19 protein-coding genes are annotated in these 17,058 nt (G+C 73.7%); 8 read left to right on the top strand and 11 right to left on the bottom strand.

What is annotated here, in order from left to right; translation table 11 throughout:
- Positions 1–213 precede the first annotated feature (213 nt).
- From E2B92_RS01865 to E2B92_RS01845, 5 genes are all read right to left on the bottom strand, one after another.
- Positions 214–1,491, bottom strand: coding sequence for an LmeA family phospholipid-binding protein (locus tag E2B92_RS01865; protein WP_126885477.1), 1,278 nt, complete (start codon positions 1,489–1,491; stop codon positions 214–216).
- 151 nt (positions 1,492–1,642) lie between these two features.
- The gene (locus E2B92_RS01860; RefSeq protein ID WP_133087361.1) at positions 1,643–2,638 is read right to left on the bottom strand and encodes an oxidoreductase; all 996 of its coding nucleotides are present in this window, start codon (positions 2,636–2,638) and stop codon (positions 1,643–1,645) included.
- Positions 2,639–2,769: 131 nt separating this feature from the next.
- The gene (locus E2B92_RS01855) at positions 2,770–3,132 is read right to left on the bottom strand and encodes a DUF6256 family protein (RefSeq protein ID WP_126889613.1); all 363 of its coding nucleotides are present in this window, start codon (positions 3,130–3,132) and stop codon (positions 2,770–2,772) included.
- A gap of 25 nt (positions 3,133–3,157) precedes the next feature.
- The gene (locus E2B92_RS01850) at positions 3,158–3,394 is read right to left on the bottom strand and encodes a DUF6186 family protein (RefSeq protein ID WP_126889614.1); all 237 of its coding nucleotides are present in this window, start codon (positions 3,392–3,394) and stop codon (positions 3,158–3,160) included.
- Positions 3,395–3,672: 278 nt separating this feature from the next.
- Complete coding sequence (locus E2B92_RS01845; RefSeq protein ID WP_126887329.1) at positions 3,673–4,266, bottom strand: antibiotic biosynthesis monooxygenase; 594 nt, start codon at positions 4,264–4,266, stop codon at positions 3,673–3,675.
- A 106-nt stretch (positions 4,267–4,372) separates the two neighbouring features.
- Between E2B92_RS01845 and E2B92_RS01840 the strand changes: the two genes are divergently transcribed.
- Genes E2B92_RS01840 through E2B92_RS01830 form a run of 3 tightly spaced genes read left to right on the top strand, consistent with a single transcriptional unit; the run spans position 4,373 to position 6,913 of the window.
- On the top strand, positions 4,373–4,870 hold the full coding sequence (locus E2B92_RS01840) for a DUF2975 domain-containing protein (protein ID WP_126887345.1): 498 nt from the start codon (positions 4,373–4,375) through the stop codon (positions 4,868–4,870).
- Positions 4,870–5,112 (top strand): helix-turn-helix domain-containing protein, encoded by a 243-nt coding sequence (locus E2B92_RS01835; RefSeq protein ID WP_126887330.1) that lies wholly within the window; start codon positions 4,870–4,872, stop codon positions 5,110–5,112. Before E2B92_RS01840 ends, E2B92_RS01835 begins: the two co-directional genes overlap by 1 nt.
- Before the next feature lie 10 nt (positions 5,113–5,122).
- On the top strand, positions 5,123–6,913 hold the full coding sequence (locus E2B92_RS01830) for a hypothetical protein (RefSeq protein ID WP_126887331.1): 1,791 nt from the start codon (positions 5,123–5,125) through the stop codon (positions 6,911–6,913).
- 49 nt (positions 6,914–6,962) lie between these two features.
- Here the strand turns inward: E2B92_RS01830 and E2B92_RS01825 are convergent, their stop codons facing one another.
- From E2B92_RS01825 to E2B92_RS01815, 3 genes are all read right to left on the bottom strand, one after another.
- The gene (locus E2B92_RS01825; protein ID WP_126887332.1) at positions 6,963–7,580 is read right to left on the bottom strand and encodes a TOPRIM nucleotidyl transferase/hydrolase domain-containing protein; all 618 of its coding nucleotides are present in this window, start codon (positions 7,578–7,580) and stop codon (positions 6,963–6,965) included.
- A gap of 80 nt (positions 7,581–7,660) precedes the next feature.
- Positions 7,661–8,317 carry a maleylpyruvate isomerase N-terminal domain-containing protein gene (locus E2B92_RS01820; protein ID WP_126887333.1) on the bottom strand — a complete coding sequence of 219 codons (657 nt, stop codon included), beginning with the start codon at positions 8,315–8,317 and terminating at the stop codon, positions 7,661–7,663.
- Positions 8,318–8,478: 161 nt separating this feature from the next.
- On the bottom strand, positions 8,479–8,865 hold the full coding sequence (locus E2B92_RS01815) for a DUF6223 family protein (RefSeq protein ID WP_126887334.1): 387 nt from the start codon (positions 8,863–8,865) through the stop codon (positions 8,479–8,481).
- Between the two features lie 233 nt (positions 8,866–9,098).
- On the opposite strand from E2B92_RS01815, the gene E2B92_RS01810 reads away from it, so the two are divergent.
- The gene (locus E2B92_RS01810) at positions 9,099–10,214 is read left to right on the top strand and encodes a sensor histidine kinase (protein WP_126887335.1); all 1,116 of its coding nucleotides are present in this window, start codon (positions 9,099–9,101) and stop codon (positions 10,212–10,214) included.
- Positions 10,211–10,879 (top strand): response regulator, encoded by a 669-nt coding sequence (locus tag E2B92_RS01805; protein ID WP_126887336.1) that lies wholly within the window; start codon positions 10,211–10,213, stop codon positions 10,877–10,879. The genes E2B92_RS01810 and E2B92_RS01805 overlap by 4 nt, the downstream gene beginning before the upstream one ends.
- A gap of 140 nt (positions 10,880–11,019) precedes the next feature.
- Here the strand turns inward: E2B92_RS01805 and aspA are convergent, their stop codons facing one another.
- Both aspA and E2B92_RS01795 read right to left on the bottom strand, forming a co-directional pair.
- The gene (aspA, locus tag E2B92_RS01800) at positions 11,020–12,468 is read right to left on the bottom strand and encodes an aspartate ammonia-lyase (RefSeq protein WP_133087360.1); all 1,449 of its coding nucleotides are present in this window, start codon (positions 12,466–12,468) and stop codon (positions 11,020–11,022) included.
- 186 nt (positions 12,469–12,654) lie between these two features.
- Complete coding sequence (locus tag E2B92_RS01795) at positions 12,655–13,659, bottom strand: asparaginase (RefSeq protein WP_133087359.1); 1,005 nt, start codon at positions 13,657–13,659, stop codon at positions 12,655–12,657.
- Between the two features lie 122 nt (positions 13,660–13,781).
- On the opposite strand from E2B92_RS01795, the gene E2B92_RS01790 reads away from it, so the two are divergent.
- The gene (locus E2B92_RS01790) at positions 13,782–14,237 is read left to right on the top strand and encodes an Lrp/AsnC family transcriptional regulator (protein ID WP_126887338.1); all 456 of its coding nucleotides are present in this window, start codon (positions 13,782–13,784) and stop codon (positions 14,235–14,237) included.
- Positions 14,238–14,449: 212 nt separating this feature from the next.
- Positions 14,450–14,836: a hypothetical protein gene (locus E2B92_RS01785; RefSeq protein WP_126887339.1), complete on the top strand. Its 387-nt coding sequence runs from the start codon at positions 14,450–14,452 to the stop codon at positions 14,834–14,836.
- A 25-nt stretch (positions 14,837–14,861) separates the two neighbouring features.
- On the opposite strand, the gene E2B92_RS01780 is transcribed toward E2B92_RS01785, so the two are convergent.
- Complete coding sequence (locus tag E2B92_RS01780; protein ID WP_126887340.1) at positions 14,862–16,295, bottom strand: amidase; 1,434 nt, start codon at positions 16,293–16,295, stop codon at positions 14,862–14,864.
- A gap of 144 nt (positions 16,296–16,439) precedes the next feature.
- On the opposite strand from E2B92_RS01780, the gene E2B92_RS01775 reads away from it, so the two are divergent.
- A complete protein-coding gene (locus E2B92_RS01775; RefSeq protein ID WP_126887341.1) occupies positions 16,440–17,057 on the top strand; it encodes a TetR/AcrR family transcriptional regulator in 618 nt (205 codons plus the stop codon).
- The last annotated feature ends 1 nt before the right edge of the window (position 17,058 follow it).

Genomic DNA, 17,058 nt, shown 5'->3' with positions numbered 1-17,058 from the left:
ATACGAGTTACCGGCGCGATGAAGCCATCACAAAGGCCCACCCCAGAACATGACTGAGCGTGACGCCCGCGATGTAACGCAAAGATAACAGGCCCGTGGGACAGGGCTGTTCCGATGTCGTCCCGCTGTGGATAACTCGCCGTCGGGGCGCACCATGTCCGCCGCAGGTGCGGGCGGGCGGGGAGGCCCGGGCCGGCACGTGCCGGCGGTGCGTCAGTGCCCCCGCCCCCGCTGTGCGGACACCGGCTCCACCACCGGGCGCCGCGCGGCCGCCTTCACGTTCGCGTCGCCGAAGGCGAGGCCGGAGCCCGTCAGGCCCACGCGGATGCCGGAGCCCTCCACGCCGACGTGGCGGAGCCGTACGTCCCCGGCGGAGTCGGGCAGCGCGAAGGAGAGCGAGAAGCGGTCGGCGAGCTCCGGGGGCCGGAGCTTCAGCAGGGCGCCGATCAGGGCCGGATCGATCCCGGCCTTCTCCAGGAGCCAGGGGTGGTCGGCCACCAGGTCGACCAGATTCACCCCCATCAACCGCTGGAGGAAGAGCGGTGAACCGGTCAGCCGGCTCAGCTCCTTCTCGCCGCGCAGGGCCTGGTCGATCCGGTCCTGGGGGAGCCCCAGGCGCTCGGCGATGGCGGGCACGGCGAGCAGCGCCTTGATGTCGGCCGCCTCGCGGCTGATCCGGCGGGCGGCCTGCGGGTGCAGCCGCAGACCGGAGCGAGCGGGGTCGTGGCCGGGCCGGTAGGTGAACAGTCCGGCGACGTCCAGGCGCATGTTCTGGACGGTCGTGGACACGGACCGGTCACCGTCCCGCCCGACGTGCGCCTCGGCGCGGAGGCTCACCTCGCGGCCGGCGACCGGCAGGGTGCCGAGGATGTGGATGCCGTCACCGCCGGCCTTGGTGAACCTGACGTGGGACGCGCCCAGTTCACGGTTCAGGTCGTCGAAGGAGAGGAGGACGTCCCCGTCCATCCGGTCCACGACGGCGCCCTGGACCGAGGCGGGGAGGTCACCGACCACGCGTATGTCGGTGGCCGTCGCGTGCACTTCCGCCAGTGACACCTTGTCGGCGGCGACATCGGGGACGGTGACGTCCGCCCGGTGGATGCGCTTGCCCAGAACCTGGGTGAGGAAGGGGAAGCCCGCGATGTCGACCTGGGGCCTGGCGGCGACGCCCAGGGACTGCTGGATCCTGTCCTCCGCCTTCTCCTCCGCGTACGCCACGGCCAGCCGGTCCCCGGCCGTGAGCAGCAGGGCTCCGGTGACGGCCGTGACCGCGAGCTTCACCACGACGGGGACGGCCGCGAAGCGGCTCCTGCCACGATGGTCGGGCGGCGACCACGGCTCCTCGTCGTCGTCCGAGGGGATGCCGAGTCTCTTCGAGCCATGACGCGCGCGGGCCGACGGCTCGCCCGACTCGGGCTCCGGATCGGCCAGTTGCGCCAATTCTTCGTAGGGGTTGCGGGGATGCGTCGCTATGCGTGTGGGGGGTCGCATCGACTCATCCCATCACGCCACCCACCGGTGGACGCAAGTCCGTTCGACCCTGGCCGGGCGAGACGTACGACACGTACGGCACGCGTACGGCACGCGTACGTGTCGTACGTACGGCAGCCACGGCGCCGCCGGTTCCCGGCGTCCGTAGCCGTCAGCCGGTGGCCCCCAGCAACGCCAGCAACTCCCGCTCGCGCCGCGCGCTGAGCCCCGCACGCCTCACCCGGTCCAGGCCCTGCTCCCGCTCCCAGCGCAGGGTGTCCGCCAGCAGTTCGGCCGGCGGCCGGTGACGGAGCCCCGCCGCGCGCGCCGCCGTCCCCTGCCGGGCGCCCCAGCCCTCCCACCCCGCCTCGGCCACCCACATCGGCAGCGACTCCGCGCCCATGTACGCGGCCACGCCGTTCGCGACCAGCCACGCCGAGTCGGCCGCGACCACCCGGCCGGTGTGCCCGCCAAGAGACCGGGACAGACCGATCCAGTCCTCCAACGGAACGACCGGTCCCACGGCGTCGTACGTCCCGACGCGTCCCGTCTCGGCGGCGTCGAGCAGCCAGGCGCTCAGATCCCGTGCGTCGACCACTTGCGTCGGCAGCGTGGGCGCGTCAGGAACCAGCAGCGGCCCCCGCGGGTCCCGTGCTGCGCGGGCCACCCAGTACCCGGAGCGTCCGCTGTGGTCGCCCGGCCCGCCGATCAGCCCGGCGCGCGCGATCAGCAGCCGGTCGCCCACGACGGCGTCCGACGCCCGCTCGCAGGCGACCTTCGCCTCCCCGTACACCGCGCGGTCCGCCTCCGCGCTGTCGAAGGGAGGGAGGAGCTCCGCGGACTCGTCCGCGCCGGGCGTGGCATGGGAGGCGTAGGCGCTGACGGAGGACACGTACGTCCAATGCCCGGCCCTCGCGCCCAGCGCGTGGAGCGCCTCGCGGACGAAGCCGGGCTGCCACGACACCTCGACGACCGCGTCCCACTCGCGGTCGAGCAGCGGCCCGTATGCCGAGGGGCCGCGCCGATCGGCGCCCACCAGCCTCGCGCCCTCCGCGACCCGCCCGCTCTCGCCGCGGGCCAGGCACGTCACCCGGTGGCCGCGGCCCACCGCCTGCCGTGACAACTCCCGCCCCAGCCATGCCGTTCCGCCCAGAACCAGGATCTCCATCCCGCCAACCAAGCACGGTGGACAGCGGCCCTCCAAGGGAATCGGCCGACAGCAGATACGGGAACCCGTGCGGCGTCACGGTGCCGGGGTGGACCGGCTCGGGCGGGGTGACGCCCCGGCCCGGGCCCACCTCACCCGCGTCGCCGCGTGGCGAACCAGGAGGCGAGGAGGAACAGCGGCACGCTGATGCCGATCAGCGTCGCGGCACCGGTCACCGCGCTCGCCAGGAAGGCCCCTCCCAGGTGAGCCACTCCCTGGTAATAGCCGACCACGACCAGCATCAGCAGCACGTAACCACCGATCGCGGTGCCCAGGACCTGGCGGACGAACGCCCGCATGCCGTGCTTGGCGGACACCGGGAGGAGCCGCCGGGCAGGCACCCACCGCCGGGCCGCCGGGCGGCGCCCAAGGATGAGCAGGCCCAGCCCGAGGTAGGCCATGACCGCGAGGTACCCGGCCAGCATGAGCGTGATGTCGAGGGATACGGGAAGCATGCGCGGTGCCCGGATGTGTGGTGGGTCAGGAAGCGTCCCGCAGCAGGAAGTGCCAGCCTCGTACGAAGGTGTGCCAGCCGAACCAGAGCCACAGGGCGAACAGCGCCCACCGGCCCGCGGGATGGCTCATGACCGCCCTGGTCGCATCGCTGAGCGTCGGGAAGGCGTCGCCGGCACGGAGCAGGCCGATGCCCTCCCACGCGAAGATCGCGCCGAACAGGACGGCCCAGACGAGGTAGCCGATGACCGGATGCTCTGCCACTGCGTCTCCCGCTCTCGCCGATACCGGGGCTGTCGTTCCGATCATCGGCCACGGCCCGGCCCGCGCCGCGGACGCGTCCCCGCGTGTCAACCGCCGGAAGACGAGCCCCCCAGCCCCGGCCCCCTCGCCCCGGCCCGTCCGCGGAACGGCGCCCGCCCCGCGCGCCCCGGCCCCCTCGCCGCGGCCCGTCCGCGGAATGGCGCCCGCCCCGCGCGCCCCCGCCCCCTCGCCGCGGGCCCCACGCGCCGCGCGACCCACCCGAGCCGGCTGCCGGGGCCCTACCGTCCCGCGTCGCCGTCCGGGCCGTTGAGCCAGCGGCGCAGCAACCGGCTCACGGCGGGCATCGCCGCGTACGTCATCAGGACGTTGTATATCCCGGCGATGACGGCGCTGGAGAGCACCAGCGGCAGCATGGTCAGGTGCGGCACCAGCACGTAGCCGCCGAGCAGGGTGATCGGGTAGATGGCCAGCGTCGCGCTGATCGCCATCTTCCATCGCGGAGGTGCGGGACGTGTCGACCCGGGCTTGGCGAACCAGGTCTCCATGCCGGTCAGCGTGCGGCGGGCGATCTCCGTGTGACGGTGGCCCTCGCAGTGCGCGAACCACGCCGCCCGCTCCGGTGACTCCTGCCACGCGCCGCAGGCCTCCGCGTCGCGGAAGCGGTGCACGAGGAACCAGGGCGCCCCGTCCCTGGAGGGCCGGAACAGCCCGTAACCGAGGTGGCCCGGGAAGTGGGAGGCGCTGTCGAGGATGCCCTTCGCCCACTGCTCGAAGACGTCCTCGTAGCCGGGCTCCACCTGGCGGGCTATCAGCAGGGTCACCTCACCCGCGTCGGCGGGGACAGTGGCGTGCTCAAGAGTCGGCGCAGTCACTCGTTCTCCTCGTCGTAGCGCCGCGCCCGCGCCCACCTTACGGTGCACTGGCGGTGGCTATCGAAATTCGATAGATTTCCATCGTTGCTCGTGAGAGGGAGGGATGATGGGAAGACTTGCCGTGCTCGCGCTGCGGGCCGTGCTCGTGGTGCTGCTCGCCGGCTCGGTGTTCGTCCAGGCGGTGATGGTGCCGCTGCTGGCCAGGGACCTGGACGGGCTGGACGCGGACTACGCGTACCTGCGTACGCCGCTGCTGGTGATCATGGTGCTGGGTGTTCTGACGGGCCAGGTCGTCATGGTCTGTGTGTGGCGGCTGGTGACGATGGTGCGGCGCGGGACGGTGTTCTCGCATGCCGCCTTCCGTTACGTGGACATCGTGATCGGCGCCTTCGTCGCGGCGGCCCTGGTGGTCTTCGCCCTCGGGACCGTACTGGCGCCCGGCGAGGCCGTCGCGCCGGGCGTGGTGCTGCTGGTGGGCGGAGTCGGAGTGGCGGTCCTGGGCGTCGCGCTCATCGTGCTCGTCCTGCGGATGCTGCTCGCCCAGGCCGTCGCGCGCGACCTCCAGGCGACACGCCTCCAGGCCGAGCTCGACGAGGTGATCTGATGCCGATCGTCGTCGACATCGACGTGATGATGGCCAGACGGAAGATGTCCGTCGGCGAACTCGCGGACCGCGTCGGCATCACGCCCGCCAACCTGGCGGTGCTCAAGAACGGCCGGGCCAAGGCGGTGCGCTTCTCGACACTCGCCGCGCTCTGCGACGTGCTCGACTGCCAGCCCGGAGACCTGCTGCGCTGGGAGGCCGACGACCCGGCGGAATCGGAAGAGGCCGCCGTTCTGCCGTAGGGTCACCCGAATGCCGGAGGGAATCGACGACATCGACTGGGCGGCACTCGCGCACGCGTACGGGCCGGCCGACGACGTGCCCGGCCTGCTGCGCGCGGCGGGGTCGCCCGACGCGCAGGTCCGCGACGAGGCCATGGAGGACCTGGTCTCGTCGCTCTGCCACCAGGGGACGATCTACTCCGCGACGGCCGCGGCCGTGCCGTTCCTCGCCCGGCTCGCCCTGGAGGGCACCGGCGACCGGCTCGGTCTGCTGTGGCTGCTGCACGGCGCCGCCACCGGCACGGGCACGGCACACCGGTCGGTGCGCCGTGCGGTGGCCACGGCACTGCCCGGCCTGCTGGGCCTCGCGGCGGACGAGGACCCGTCCGTCCGGCGCACCATGATATGGATCGTCGCCGCCTGCGAGCACGCCTCCCTCCCGCTGCTGCCCCTGCTGCGGGCACGGCTGGACGCCGAGGAGGACGCCGAGGTGCGGGCCGATCTCGTCACCGCACTGGGGCTCCTCGACGTCTCGCCCCACGCCCGCGAAGCACGCAACCGGCGCCTGCTGGCGGCACCGGAGCCACCCGTACGCAGGGCCGCCGCGACGGACCTGCTGCGCACCGCCCCGCTGCCCCTGCCGGCCGACCTGGTGGAACCGGCGCTCGACGCCGAACAGGCGGCGCCCGCCGACGAGACGCACCACCCCTGGCCCGGTTCCTACCGGCCGCTCACCGACCGGCTGATGGACGACCCGGATGCGGCCCTGCGCGCCGTGGCACGCGGCCTGCCGCTGGCCTGGGAACTCACCGAGACGTGGCGCGACCGCGAGCGGGACGTCCTGCCGTGGCTGGCGGAAGCGGCCACCGACCCGGAGGGTCTGTGCCGTGTGGCGCGGGCGGGCGCCGCGCTGGAGGGCGGCGTACCGGCGCCGTGGCTGCAGCGCCACCTGACGTCCGAGGACCCCGCCGTACGGGTCGCGGCGACCCACGCGGCCGTGCGGCTGCGCGTGCCCGGCGCGCTCGGCCTCGTCCTGCGGCTGATGGACGAGCTGCCGGACGAGGCGGCGACCGTCCGCCTCACCCCGCTCACCGCACCCGGCACGGTCGTGCCCGCCGCGGTGGAGACGTTCGGCACGGCCGCCGAGCCGGTGGCCCGGAGGGTCGCGGCCCGGCCGTGCGCCCCGTGGGCGGACGTGCTGCGGCACTTCCCCGCGCTCGCGGCCGGCCGGGTGGGCGCACTGGTACGCCTCCTGCCCGCCTCGGCCGGAGTGCTGGCCGCGCTGGGGCGGGACGCCGGGGACGTCGCGGTGCGTGCCTTGCGGGCGCGGGCGGGCGCCGGTGATCTGACGTCGGCGGTGGCGCTGGCGCGGGTCACCGGTGACGCGGCGCCCGCCCTGGACGTGGTGCGGGCGCTGCCGGACGCGGTGGCGCGGCGCGAGGCCGCCGTACGGGTGGCGGACGCGCTCGGCCCGGCCGCGGCCGCGCTCCTGCCGATCGTCGAGGAACGGCTGTCCGCGCCCGACCGGGAGAGCAGGGCGGACGCGGCCGCCGCGATCTGGCGCGTCACGGGCCGCACACACGACACGGCGCCGGTGATCGGGGACCAGCTCGCCCGCTGCGGCGACCTGTACGGCCCGCACCTGGGCGCCCTGCGCGCGCTTGCCTCAATGGGCCTGCTCCCGGAGGCGGCACGCCCCGCCGTGGAGCGCGTCGCCTTCTCCCCGCGCCGCGCCGTCTCCGGCTTCCCCTGCGACGCGACGCCCCATCCGGACCTTCAGGCCCGGGCGCTGGCACGGCGGCTGCTGGCGGTGACCGGCTGACGGAACGCCCGGGTTGGGCCCGGGGTCCGCTGCGGGAGCCGCCCGGCGGTCAGAGGGTGGTGAGCAGACGGTCGAGGGGAGCGGGTACGCGGTCGGGGGCGAGGGCCTCCACGAGGACCCGGCCGTAGTGGATCTTGCGCCCCTTCTTCGTACCGAAGAAGCGCCGCAACTGCTGGTGTGCGGGCCGGCCCTGTTGTGCTGGCTGGCGCAGGAAGGTCCGCAGCGGGCGCAATTCGCCTTCCTCCCGGACGAGTTCCTGCACCCGGTTCACGCCCAGCGCGCGGATGAGCTCGTCCTCCAGGTCCGCCGCGCAGACGAAGAACCCGGACTGTTCCGCACCGGCGCGCTCCCAGCCGCGGGCGTAATGGTCGCGCTCCGCCTCGTCGCACAGTCCCGCGAGGCGCAGGCCCAGGCCGGACGGCCCGAGGAGGTGGGCGAACCTCCCGACGCTCATCGCGCCGCCCATCGGCAGGACGCAGATGCCCTCGGCCGCCAGGTCCCGGCCGCGTCGACCGGCCAGCGCGTCGACCGCTGCCGCGTCGCTCAGCCCCTCCAGCAGGACGACCGCCCGGACCGGCAGGCGGGCGGCCAGCTCGCGCGCCTCGTCGCCGGGGCCGCCGGCCGCCCACGCGGTGACCGCGTCCCGGAACGCCTCCATGTCAGTCATGCGCCGAGTCTGAGCCCCCGCCGGTCACCGCGCCACGTGTTTTCCGCCGGTACCCCAATGCCGTTGCGGGGCATGCACGTTCATCCGAGGACGAGCGGCAGTACGGCGTCCAGCGCGCCGAGTCGGGCCCGCTCCTCATCGGTGGGCGCGCGCCGACCGGTGCCGACCAGCAGCGCGTCCGTGTCGGAGAACGAGGCGGGGAAGGCCGTGCCGGCGATCTTCTCCAGCATCTCGCGGGACCGTGCGAGCCCCTCCGCGGGAGGCTGCGCCGCGTGCGGGAGGTGGGCGACCAGGTCGAGGTGGTGCAGGGTCCACTCCAGAACGTACGCCGAGAGGTAGTCGCGCACGGTCAGGACCTGGTCGCGCGTGCCCACCCGGCGGGCCGGATCGGCGAGTTCGGCGGCGCGCCCGGCGGCGGAGCCGACGTCGTCCAGGTGGAAGGTGAGCAGCCACGGCTCCTGGTACGCGGCGGCCAGCCGGACGGTCAGCGCGTCGAGCGGATCGTCACCTGTCGGCGGGGTGCCGGTGACCTCCCAATAGGTCACCGCATCGCGGGTCGGCTCCCCGTCGGCGGGGGTCGCGAGGGTGATCAGGACGTCCTGGGCGTCGATGACCAGGTGGCACACGAGATCCCGCACGAGCCAGCCGGTGCAGCCGGACGGCCGCGCGAAGTCCGCGTCCGGGAGTTCGGCGACCGCCGTGCGCAACGCCGTCCACGAGCGTGAGAAGAGAAGCACATCGGCACGGTAGTGCGGTGTCACTTCGGCGAACAAGCGGGCGCGGACGGCATGCACCGGCTCCCCGTCTGCCCGTCCGCCACGGTACGTCGCCATCGGCGGCGTCCATGGGGGCAGGCGTCGACCCGTTGACCGTTCACTGGCCGGCATGGGACCGGGGCTCACCCCGTACGGCGGGTCCGGGTCAGAGCGAGCCACCCCAGCACCGAGCCGGCCAGCCCCGTCATCATGGCGACGACACCACCGCCCAGCCCGTTGCCCGTACCAAGTCCGCCCTCGGCGGTGGCCACCACCAGCCCGCCCAGGGCCGCGCCGGTCAGCCCGGCCACTACGGCCGTCAGCGCCCTGCTCCGCCCGGAACCGATACGCGGGCGACCGGTGGAGCGGGCCAGAGCCAGGCCACCGGCGGCCACGCCGACGAGCCCCACCAACGCGGCCACGAGGGCCGTGAGCCGCCCGGCGCCCATGGCGTACACATCGGCGGCGGCGACCTGGAACGGGGCGGGCGCGGCAGCCGGCGCGGCTGCGAACAGAACTCGTACGGACATGGAGTGCTCCTTCTTCACAAGCGGGACGTCACCTGCGACGGGACGTCAGCCGAGCATGCGCCCCGCACCCGCCCCCGGTCGTCCCCCGGCCGCGGACGATCCGTGCTGCCGCCGATGCCGCACCCACCTGCCGCGCACGGCGCGGGAGTGCGCGGACCTACCGCGCCCGCGGTAGCCGGCCGATCATCCCCTCGCAGGAGTCGCCCGCGCGGAGACCCGGCTAGGGTGCGCGCATGGGCGGGGAACGGATCGGTGCGGGGGACTGGGCGATCGCGGCCGGTGTGGCGGTGATCCTGCTGGTCACCGGGTTGTCGGGGGAGCGTTCCGCCGCGGCTTTCGAGGTGGTCGGCCATGTGCTGCTGGTGGCCGGTGGACTGGCGCTGGCCGTGCGCCGCCGTGCCCCGGTCGCCGTGCTGGCCGTCACCGCGCTGTGCGCGGTGGGGTACCAGGCGGCGGGCTTCGACGTGCCCGTGGTCGCCTTCCTGTTCGCGGTGTACGCGGCCGTACGGGCGGGGCACCGCACCGCCACGGTGGTGGCAGGCGTGGCCATGCTGGCGGCGCTACCGGTCGCGGCCCTCGTATCAGGGCTGCACGACACGGGGGAGGCGTTCGCACGGGCCCGGGGCGCCCTCGAACTGGCCTGGCTCGTCGCGGCCGCCGCCGCGGGCGAGGCGCTGCGGCAGGCCGAGCGGCGGGCCGACGAGGCCGAGCGCACCCGGGAGGAGACCGCGCGGCGCCGTGCGGACGAGGAGCGGCTCCGCATCGCCCGGGAGCTGCACGATTCCCTCACCCACCAGATCTCGATCATCAAGGTGCAGGCCGAGGTCGCCGTTCACGTGGCCCGCAAGCGTGGCGAACAGGTGCCGGAGGCCCTGCTGGCGATCCAGGAGGCCGGCCGTGAGGCCACCCGGGAGCTGCGGGCCACCCTGGAGGCGTTGCGCGACGACGACACGGCACCGCCGCGTGGCCTCGACCACCTCGCGGAACTGGTGGAACGCGCCCGCGGCATCGGCCTCGACACCACCCTGACGATCGAGGGCCGGCGGCCCGACGTCCCGGCCGCCGTGGACCGGACCGTCTACCGGATCGTGCAGGAGTCGCTCACCAACGTCGCCCGCCACGCGGACGCCGCCACGGCGACCGTCCGGATCGACTGCCGTCCGGACGCCCTCGCGATACGCGTCGACGACGACGGCAGAGCCACACCGGACGCCACCCCGTCGCCGGGCCACGGGCTGCTCGGCATGCGCCAACGCGTCACCGCCCTCGGCGGCCGGCTGCACGCCGGGCCGCGCGACGGCGGCGGCTTCACCGTCCGGGCCGAACTCCCCGTGGAGCAGGCGTCATGATCAGGGTCCTGCTGGTCGACGACCAGCCACTCCTCCGCAGCGCCTTCCGCGCGCTCCTCGACCTCGAGGACGACATCGAGGTGGTGGCCGAGGCGGCCGACGGCGAGGAGGGCGTCGCCCTGGCCCGGCAGCACCTCCCCGACATCGCCCTGATCGACATCCAGATGCCGGTCGTCGACGGCATCGAGGCGACCAGGCGCATCGCCGCCGACCCCGCGCTGGCAGGGGTGCACGTCGTCATCCTGACCAACTACGGCCTGGACGCGTACGTCTTCGACGCCCTGCGCGCCGGGGCAGCGGGGTTCCTCGTCAAGGACATCCTGCCGGAGGACTTCCTGCACGCCGTACGCGTCGCCGCACGCGGTGACGCCCTGCTCGCGCCCTCCATCACCCGCAAGCTCATCGACAGGTACGTCACCCGGCCACCCGCCATCGCCAACGGCACCGGCGTGCGGCTGGACGAGCTGACCAACCGCGAGCGCGAAGCCGTCACCCTGGTCGCTCAGGGCATGTCCAACGACCAGATCGCCGACCGCATGGTGATCACACCCATGACCGCGAAGACCCACATCAACCGGGCCATGACCAAGCTCCACGCACGTGACCGCGCCCAGCTCGTCGTCCTCGCCTACGAATCCGGCCTGGTCGCCCCGCGTGGCCTCTGACGGCCCGCGGGGCGAAGGTCCGACGGACGTGGAATCAGCGGCAGGCGGAGTCGGCGGAGGCGAGTGTCCGGTGGAGGCGGTGGAGGCGAGTGTCCGGCGGAGGCGGAGGCGGCGGAGGCGAAGGTCCGGCGGAGGCGGAGTCAGCGGACGACGTGGGGGCGTGCCACGTTGTCCGGGTGGAGAATCTCGCGAAGCCGCTGTTCCGTCAGCAGGCCACGCTCCAGCACCAGTTCCTGCACACTGCGGCCGCTGCGCAGGGCCTCCTGGGCGACGGCGGTGGCCTGCTCATAGCCGATGTGCGGGTTCAGGGCGGTCACCAGGCCGATGGAGTGGGCGACGAGGTGCGCGAGGTGCTCGCGGTTGGCGGTGATGCCGGTGACGCAGCGCTCGGCGAGGGTGAGGCAGCCCGCCCGCAGATGGGTCAGGCTCTTCAGGAGGCTGTGCGCGATCAGCGGTTCGAAGGCGTTGAGCTGGAGCTGGCCCGCCTCGGCCGCCATGGTCACCGCCATGTCGTTGCCGATCACCTCGAACGCGATCTGGTTCACGACCTCGGGAACCACCGGGTTCACCTTGCCGGGCATGATGCTCGAACCGGCCTGCACGGGCGGCAGGTTGATCTCCGCGAAGCCTGCGCGCGGCCCGCAGGACAGCAGGCGCAGGTCGTTGCAGGTCTTGGAGAGCTTGACGGCGATCCGCTTCAGGACGCCCGACAACTGCACGAACGCACCGGCGTCCTGGGTGGCCTCGACCAGGTCGTCGGCGACGGTCAGCGGCAGGCCGGTGATCTCCCGCAGGTGGCGTGAGGCGAGCGCGGCGTACTCGGGGTGGGCGTTCAGACCCGTGCCGATGGCCGTGCCGCCGAGGTTGATCTCGCGGATCAGCGCGCACGCCTCGGCGAGCCGCTTGCGGTCCTCCTCCAGCATGATCGCGTACGTGGCGAACTCCTGGCCGAGCGTCATCGGCACGGCGTCCTGGAGCTGGGTGCGTCCCATCTTCAGCACGTCGGCGAACTCCTCCGCCTTGGCGGCGAACGCGGTCCGCAGCACCTCCATGGCGTCCAGCAGCCGCCGGGCGGTGAAGTCCAGGGCGATCTTGACGGCCGTCGGGTAGACGTCGTTGGTGCTCTGGCCCGCGTTGACGTCCTCCAGCGGGTGCAGCCGGCCGTACTCGCCCCGGGCGTGGCCGAGCAGCTCCAGGGCCCTGTTGGCGACGACCTCGTTGGCGTTCATGTTGGTCGAGGTCCCCGCGCCGCCCTGGATGACGTCCACGACGAACGCGTCGTGCAGCTTGCCCGCGCGGATCTCCTCGCAGGCGGCGACGATCGCGTCCGCCTTGCGGGGCTCGAGGAGCCCGAGGTCGCGGTTGGCGAGCGCGGCGGCCTGCTTGACGCAGGCGAGGGCGGTGACGAGTTCGGGGTACGCGCTGATGGGGGTGCCCGTGATGGGGAAGTTCTCGACGGCGCGCAGGGTGTGGACGCCGTAGTACGCGTCGGCGGGTACGTCGCGGTCGCCGAGCAGATCGTGCTCGACGCGGAACGCGGGGAGGGAAACGGGCGCGGGGTCGGCGGCCGGGGCGGGCGTGCTGGGCATGGCGGCGGTACGGCTTCCTGTCGGCGGGCGGGAGGGGAGCGGGCGGGGGGTGGCGGCGTAAGGGTGGGGCCGATCTGGGGGCGGCGGCGTACCCGGGGTGGGGTTCAGGCTGGCCGGGTCGCCGGCGGCGTGCCCGAGTGGAGGGGTGCGGGTGGGGGAGCGGCGCGTGCTGGGGGGGGGTGGGGCTCAGACCCGGGCCGGCTCGGCGGGTACGGGCTCGCCCAGGGCGTGGCGCAGTGTCCGTACGCGTTCGGCGGCGTCGGTCGTCGCGAGTGCCGCGGCCAGGACGGCGATGCGGGCCTGTCCGGCGCGCAGGGTCCCGGTGGGCACGGCGCCCGCGGCGACGAGGTCGACGCCGCCGCCGTGGGTGTAGATCTGGGCGACGGGCCCGGAGTGGACCCGGGTGGTCAGGGCGACCAGGACGCCCCGGGCGGTGGCGGCCGCGACGGCGGAGGCGACCTCGGGGGTGGCGTTGCCGGCGCCGGTGGCGACCAGGACGACACCTTGCGCGCCGGCCTCGACGGCGGCGTTCAGCAGCAGCGGGTCGCCGTCGGCGTGGTGCATCACCATGTCGACGCGGGGCGGGACGTCCGGCACACCGGGGAGCGGAAGCGCGGCCGGGCGCTCCGGGTGGCGCAGCACGGAGACCTTGCCGAAGCCGATGTTGCCGATGCGCGGGCCGGACGGGTCGGCGAAGGCGTCGGCGTCGACGGTGTGAGCCTTGACCGTGCCACGCGCGGCGTACACCTTGCCGTCGAAGGCCACCAGCACGCCGAGGCCGCGCGTGCGTGCGGCGGTGAGCAGCGCGTCGTGGAGGTTGCGCGGCCCGTCGCCGTCCTCCGCGTCCAGCGGGAGCTGCGCGCCGGTGAAGACGACGGGGCGGGGGTCGTCGTGGTACAGGTCGACGAGGAACGCCGACTCCTCCAGGGTGTCCGTGCCGTGCGTGACGACGATGCCGTCCACATCCGGGTCGGCCAGTACCTCGTGCACCGTGCGGAGCAGGGTGAGCTGGTGCGCGGTGGTCAGGCGCGGGCTGTTCACGCTGAACAGGTCCACCACCTCGATGGTGATCCCGGCGGGGACGGCGGCGGTCGCCATGACCTCCTGTCCGTCCGCGTCGGCGGCGAAGCCGGACCCCTGCCAGCGGCTGGCTATCGTGCCGCCGGTGCTGATGACGACGATCCGTCCCACGGTGCCCTGCCCTCTTCCACTCACCGAACCATATGTTCGAGCGCAATGATAGGAGAGTCGGTGCGCAATGTGATTGCCTCTTTGACCGCACAATACGGTCATGGGTGGTGGATAATTGCGCCATGGACGAGATTGATCGCGCCATCTTGCGCGAGCTCCAGGACGATGGCCGGCTGAGCAACCAGGAACTGGCGGCGCGCGTGGGCCTGACCCCCTCGCCCTGCATGCGGCGTGTGCGGCAACTGGAGCAGGACGGGGTCATCCAGGGCTACCGCGCCGTCATCGACCCCGACGCGGTGGACCGGGGCTTCGAGGTGCTGGTGTCCATCGAGGTCAAGCGCGACCGCGAGGCGATCGAGGCGTTCGAGGAGGCGTTGCAGGACATCCCTGACGTCATCGAGGCGTACCGCCTCTTCGGCAGCCCGGGCTGCCTGCTGCGCATCGCGGTCGCGGACCTGGCCGCCTACGAACGGCTGTGGATCGAGAAGCTGACGGCCCTGACCGGCGTCACGGAGGTGAACTCCCAGATCATCATGAAGCGAGTGAAGGAACCACGAGGCCTGCCCGTCAGCGGCTGATGTCCCTCCGGGCGTCCGTCCGGCTTCCCGGGCGCACGGCCGTCCGGCTTCCGGGGCGTCCGGCTCCCCGGGCGTCCGTCCGGCTTCCCGGGCGCACGGCCGGCTCGGCCGTCCTGCCTCCCCCGTCCGGCGCCGTCCCGCCCCGTGGTGGGGCCGGCGTACCGGGTGGGCCCCCGCGCGACGGCCCATGGCGCCTGGCTACGCTGCCCCCCATGGGATACGCATTCACGTTCGAGCAGCCCGCCTCTGACGGCTCGTTCGGCCTGAACAACTGGCAGATGGGCTTCGTACGCGAAGCCATGCGCGAAGCCGGCGCGGCGGCCGGGCAGGGCCTCGGGCAGGCGTTGCGGGCGCCGGGGCTGGAGCCGACGGACCGGACGGTGGCCATGGACAAGTTCCTCTCGAACTCCAACTGGCACGTCAGCGCGGCGGAGGCCGAGTTCATCGCCGCACGCCTGCGCCTGGCCATCAACGAGCACGTGGTCTCCGACCTGCTGTCCTTCTTCGACGACGCGCCCGAGGAAGCCGCCCAGTGGGTGAGCGACTTCGCCGACTTCAACGAGCGGTCGGTCGCCCACGACGGCTACCGGGTGAGGTAGCCGGAGAGCGCGAGGCGCCGCGGTGTCAGCCGGCCGCGCGCCCTTCCGTGCGCGGCTCTACGGGGGTGAGGGTGCCGAGCCGGTCCTCGACCGCCTGCGCCGCGTCCAGGCACAGGTCCTCGCGGAACGCCCGGCCGATGATCTGCACCCCGCAGGGCAGTCCGTCGGCCAGCCCGGTCGGCACGGCGACGGCCGGGACGCCGACGAAGCTGGTCACCGTGCACAGGCGCATCGCCGACGCCACCCGCTCCCGGCCCGCCCGGTCCCGTGACTCCAGCCCCGGCTCGACCGGCGGCTCGGTGAACACCGGGCCGAGCACCAGCGGGTACGCGTCCAGGAACATCGCCCACGAGCGGCGGATGTTCAGCCACGTACCCATGAGCGTCATGAACGCGTCCGCGCTCACGGGAGGGGTCCGCTCCATCGCCGCCTCGATGTACCGGTCCCCGCCCTCACCGAGGAGGCCGCGCACCACCGGCCAGTTGGGGGCGAACTCGGTCACGACCATCCGGCCGTACGTCTCCAGCGCCTCGTCCAGCCTCGGTACGTCCGCGACCTCCCGTACGTCGTACCCGGCGTCCTCCAGCGCGGCGGCCGCGCTCTCGACGGAGGCGCGCACGGAAGGATGGACGCCGTGGCCGCCGGGGTCGGTCACCACCGCGACCTTCACCGGCCCGGCGACCGGCGGCCCGTGGAGGGGCACCGGAAGTGCCCGGGGGTCGCGCGGATCGGTCCCGGCCAGTGTCTCGTACGCCAGCCTCAGGTCGCCGACGTGCCGGGCCAGCGGGCCGTCGGTGACCAGCATCTGCGTGGCCGGGCCGGGGTCGTCCGCGCCGAGGACGCGGTGGTCGGCGGGGAAGCGGCCGGTGGACGGCTTCAGCGCCGTCACGCCGCAGAACTGCGCGGGGATGCGCACGGAACCACCGGAATCGTTGCCGAGCCCGAGCGGCACCATGCCCGTGGCCACGGCCGCCCCGTCACCCCCGCTGGTGCCGCCCGGGGTCCGGTCGCGGTCCCAGGGGTTGGCCGTGTCGCCGAAGAGTTCGCTGCGCGTGTGCATCCCGGCGAGGACCAGGGTGGGCATGTTGCTGTGACCGATGGGGATGGCTCCGGCGGCGCGCAGCCGGGCCACCGGCGGGGCGTCCTCGGCCGCCACCAGGTCACGGAAGCGCGGTGTGCCGAGCGTGGTCGCCACGCCCTTGACGGCGGTGGTCTCCTTCACCGTGAAGGGCACGCCAGCGAGCGGCCCGAGCTCCTCACCCGCCGCGCGGCCGCGGTCCGTCCGCGCCGCGGCCTCGCGGGCCGCGTCCGCCATCAGTTGCGTGACGGCGTTGACGTGCGGATTGACCTCCGCGATGCGTTCCAGATGGCTGTCGACCAGTTCGGCCGTAGATACGCTCCCGGTCCGCACCGCCCGCGCCTGCGCCGAGGCCGACAGCTTCCACAAGGCGTCCCGCATGACGTACACCCGTCCCCTTCGTTCCCGAACCCTTTTTCCGATGCGCTTGCATCGGAACCGTAACGCACGAATCGATGCGCACGCATCGAATAAAGTGGGGCGACGGAGCGGAGCACCGGTCACGGTGGGAAGGAGGGGGCCGACATGCCCCGGCGGATCGACCACGAAGGCAGGAGCCGTCTCATCGCCGAGGCCGTCTGCCGCCTCGCCGACGAGCACGGGCTCGAGGGCGTGACGCTGCGCGACGTGGCCGCGCGTGCGGGGGTGTCCATGGGGGCGGTGCAGCGCTGCTTCCGCACCAAGGAGGAGATGCTCCTGTTCACCCTCGGGCAGATCGGCGACCGCATCCAGGAGCGCCTGCGGGCCCGGCGGCTGGAGAGCCCCGCGCAGTCCGCCATGACGGTGCTGGGGCACGCGGCCACCGAGATCGCACTCCTCCAGGAGGAGCACCGCGCCGAGGCACGGGTGTGGCTCGCCTTCCTCGCCCAGGCCGCCGTGAGCACACCGCTCGCGAAGACCCTGAAGGCCAACTACGCGGCTCTGGAGGAGACGTTCGTCCGCCTGCTCTCCGAGGCCGTCGGCACCACCGGTCGCGCCACCGCCGCACGCGACCCCCGGCGTGAGGCCCGCACCCTCCTCGCGCTCACGGACGGCCTCACCGCCCACGTCCTCATCGGTCACCTCACGCCCCAGGAGGCCCAGGACGTACTGCACGCCCACCTGGCCGGCCTCTGGGGCGCTCCGGGCGACCCCGCACCCTGAA

The sequence above is a fragment of the Streptomyces sp. WAC05374 genome (assembly GCF_004353505.1).
GTDB lineage: Bacteria > Actinomycetota > Actinomycetes > Streptomycetales > Streptomycetaceae > Streptomyces.
Note: the sequence above shows the minus strand (reverse complement) of the source record. Positions and strands in the feature narration are given on the sequence as shown.

Bases quoted from the DNA above. Each gene is read 5' to 3' on its own strand.
- E2B92_RS01815 (WP_126887334.1), bottom strand. From the start codon at position 8,865: ATGTCCGTACGAGTTCTGTTCGCAGCCGCGCCGGCTGCCGCGCCCGCC.
- E2B92_RS01810 (WP_126887335.1), top strand. From the start codon at position 9,099: ATGGGCGGGGAACGGATCGGTGCGGGGGACTGGGCGATCGCGGCCGGT.
- E2B92_RS01785 (WP_126887339.1), top strand. From the start codon at position 14,450: ATGGGATACGCATTCACGTTCGAGCAGCCCGCCTCTGACGGCTCGTTC.
- E2B92_RS01780 (WP_126887340.1), bottom strand. From the start codon at position 16,295: ATGCGGGACGCCTTGTGGAAGCTGTCGGCCTCGGCGCAGGCGCGGGCG.
- E2B92_RS01840 (WP_126887345.1), top strand. From the start codon at position 4,373: ATGGGAAGACTTGCCGTGCTCGCGCTGCGGGCCGTGCTCGTGGTGCTG.
- aspA (WP_133087360.1), bottom strand. From the start codon at position 12,468: ATGCCCAGCACGCCCGCCCCGGCCGCCGACCCCGCGCCCGTTTCCCTC.
- E2B92_RS01790 (WP_126887338.1), top strand. From the start codon at position 13,782: ATGGACGAGATTGATCGCGCCATCTTGCGCGAGCTCCAGGACGATGGC.
- E2B92_RS01835 (WP_126887330.1), top strand. From the start codon at position 4,870: ATGCCGATCGTCGTCGACATCGACGTGATGATGGCCAGACGGAAGATG.
- E2B92_RS01865 (WP_126885477.1), bottom strand. From the start codon at position 1,491: ATGCGACCCCCCACACGCATAGCGACGCATCCCCGCAACCCCTACGAA.
- E2B92_RS01825 (WP_126887332.1), bottom strand. From the start codon at position 7,580: ATGACTGACATGGAGGCGTTCCGGGACGCGGTCACCGCGTGGGCGGCC.
- E2B92_RS01860 (WP_133087361.1), bottom strand. From the start codon at position 2,638: ATGGAGATCCTGGTTCTGGGCGGAACGGCATGGCTGGGGCGGGAGTTG.
- E2B92_RS01855 (WP_126889613.1), bottom strand. From the start codon at position 3,132: ATGCTTCCCGTATCCCTCGACATCACGCTCATGCTGGCCGGGTACCTC.
- E2B92_RS01830 (WP_126887331.1), top strand. From the start codon at position 5,123: ATGCCGGAGGGAATCGACGACATCGACTGGGCGGCACTCGCGCACGCG.
- E2B92_RS01805 (WP_126887336.1), top strand. From the start codon at position 10,211: ATGATCAGGGTCCTGCTGGTCGACGACCAGCCACTCCTCCGCAGCGCC.
- E2B92_RS01775 (WP_126887341.1), top strand. From the start codon at position 16,440: ATGCCCCGGCGGATCGACCACGAAGGCAGGAGCCGTCTCATCGCCGAG.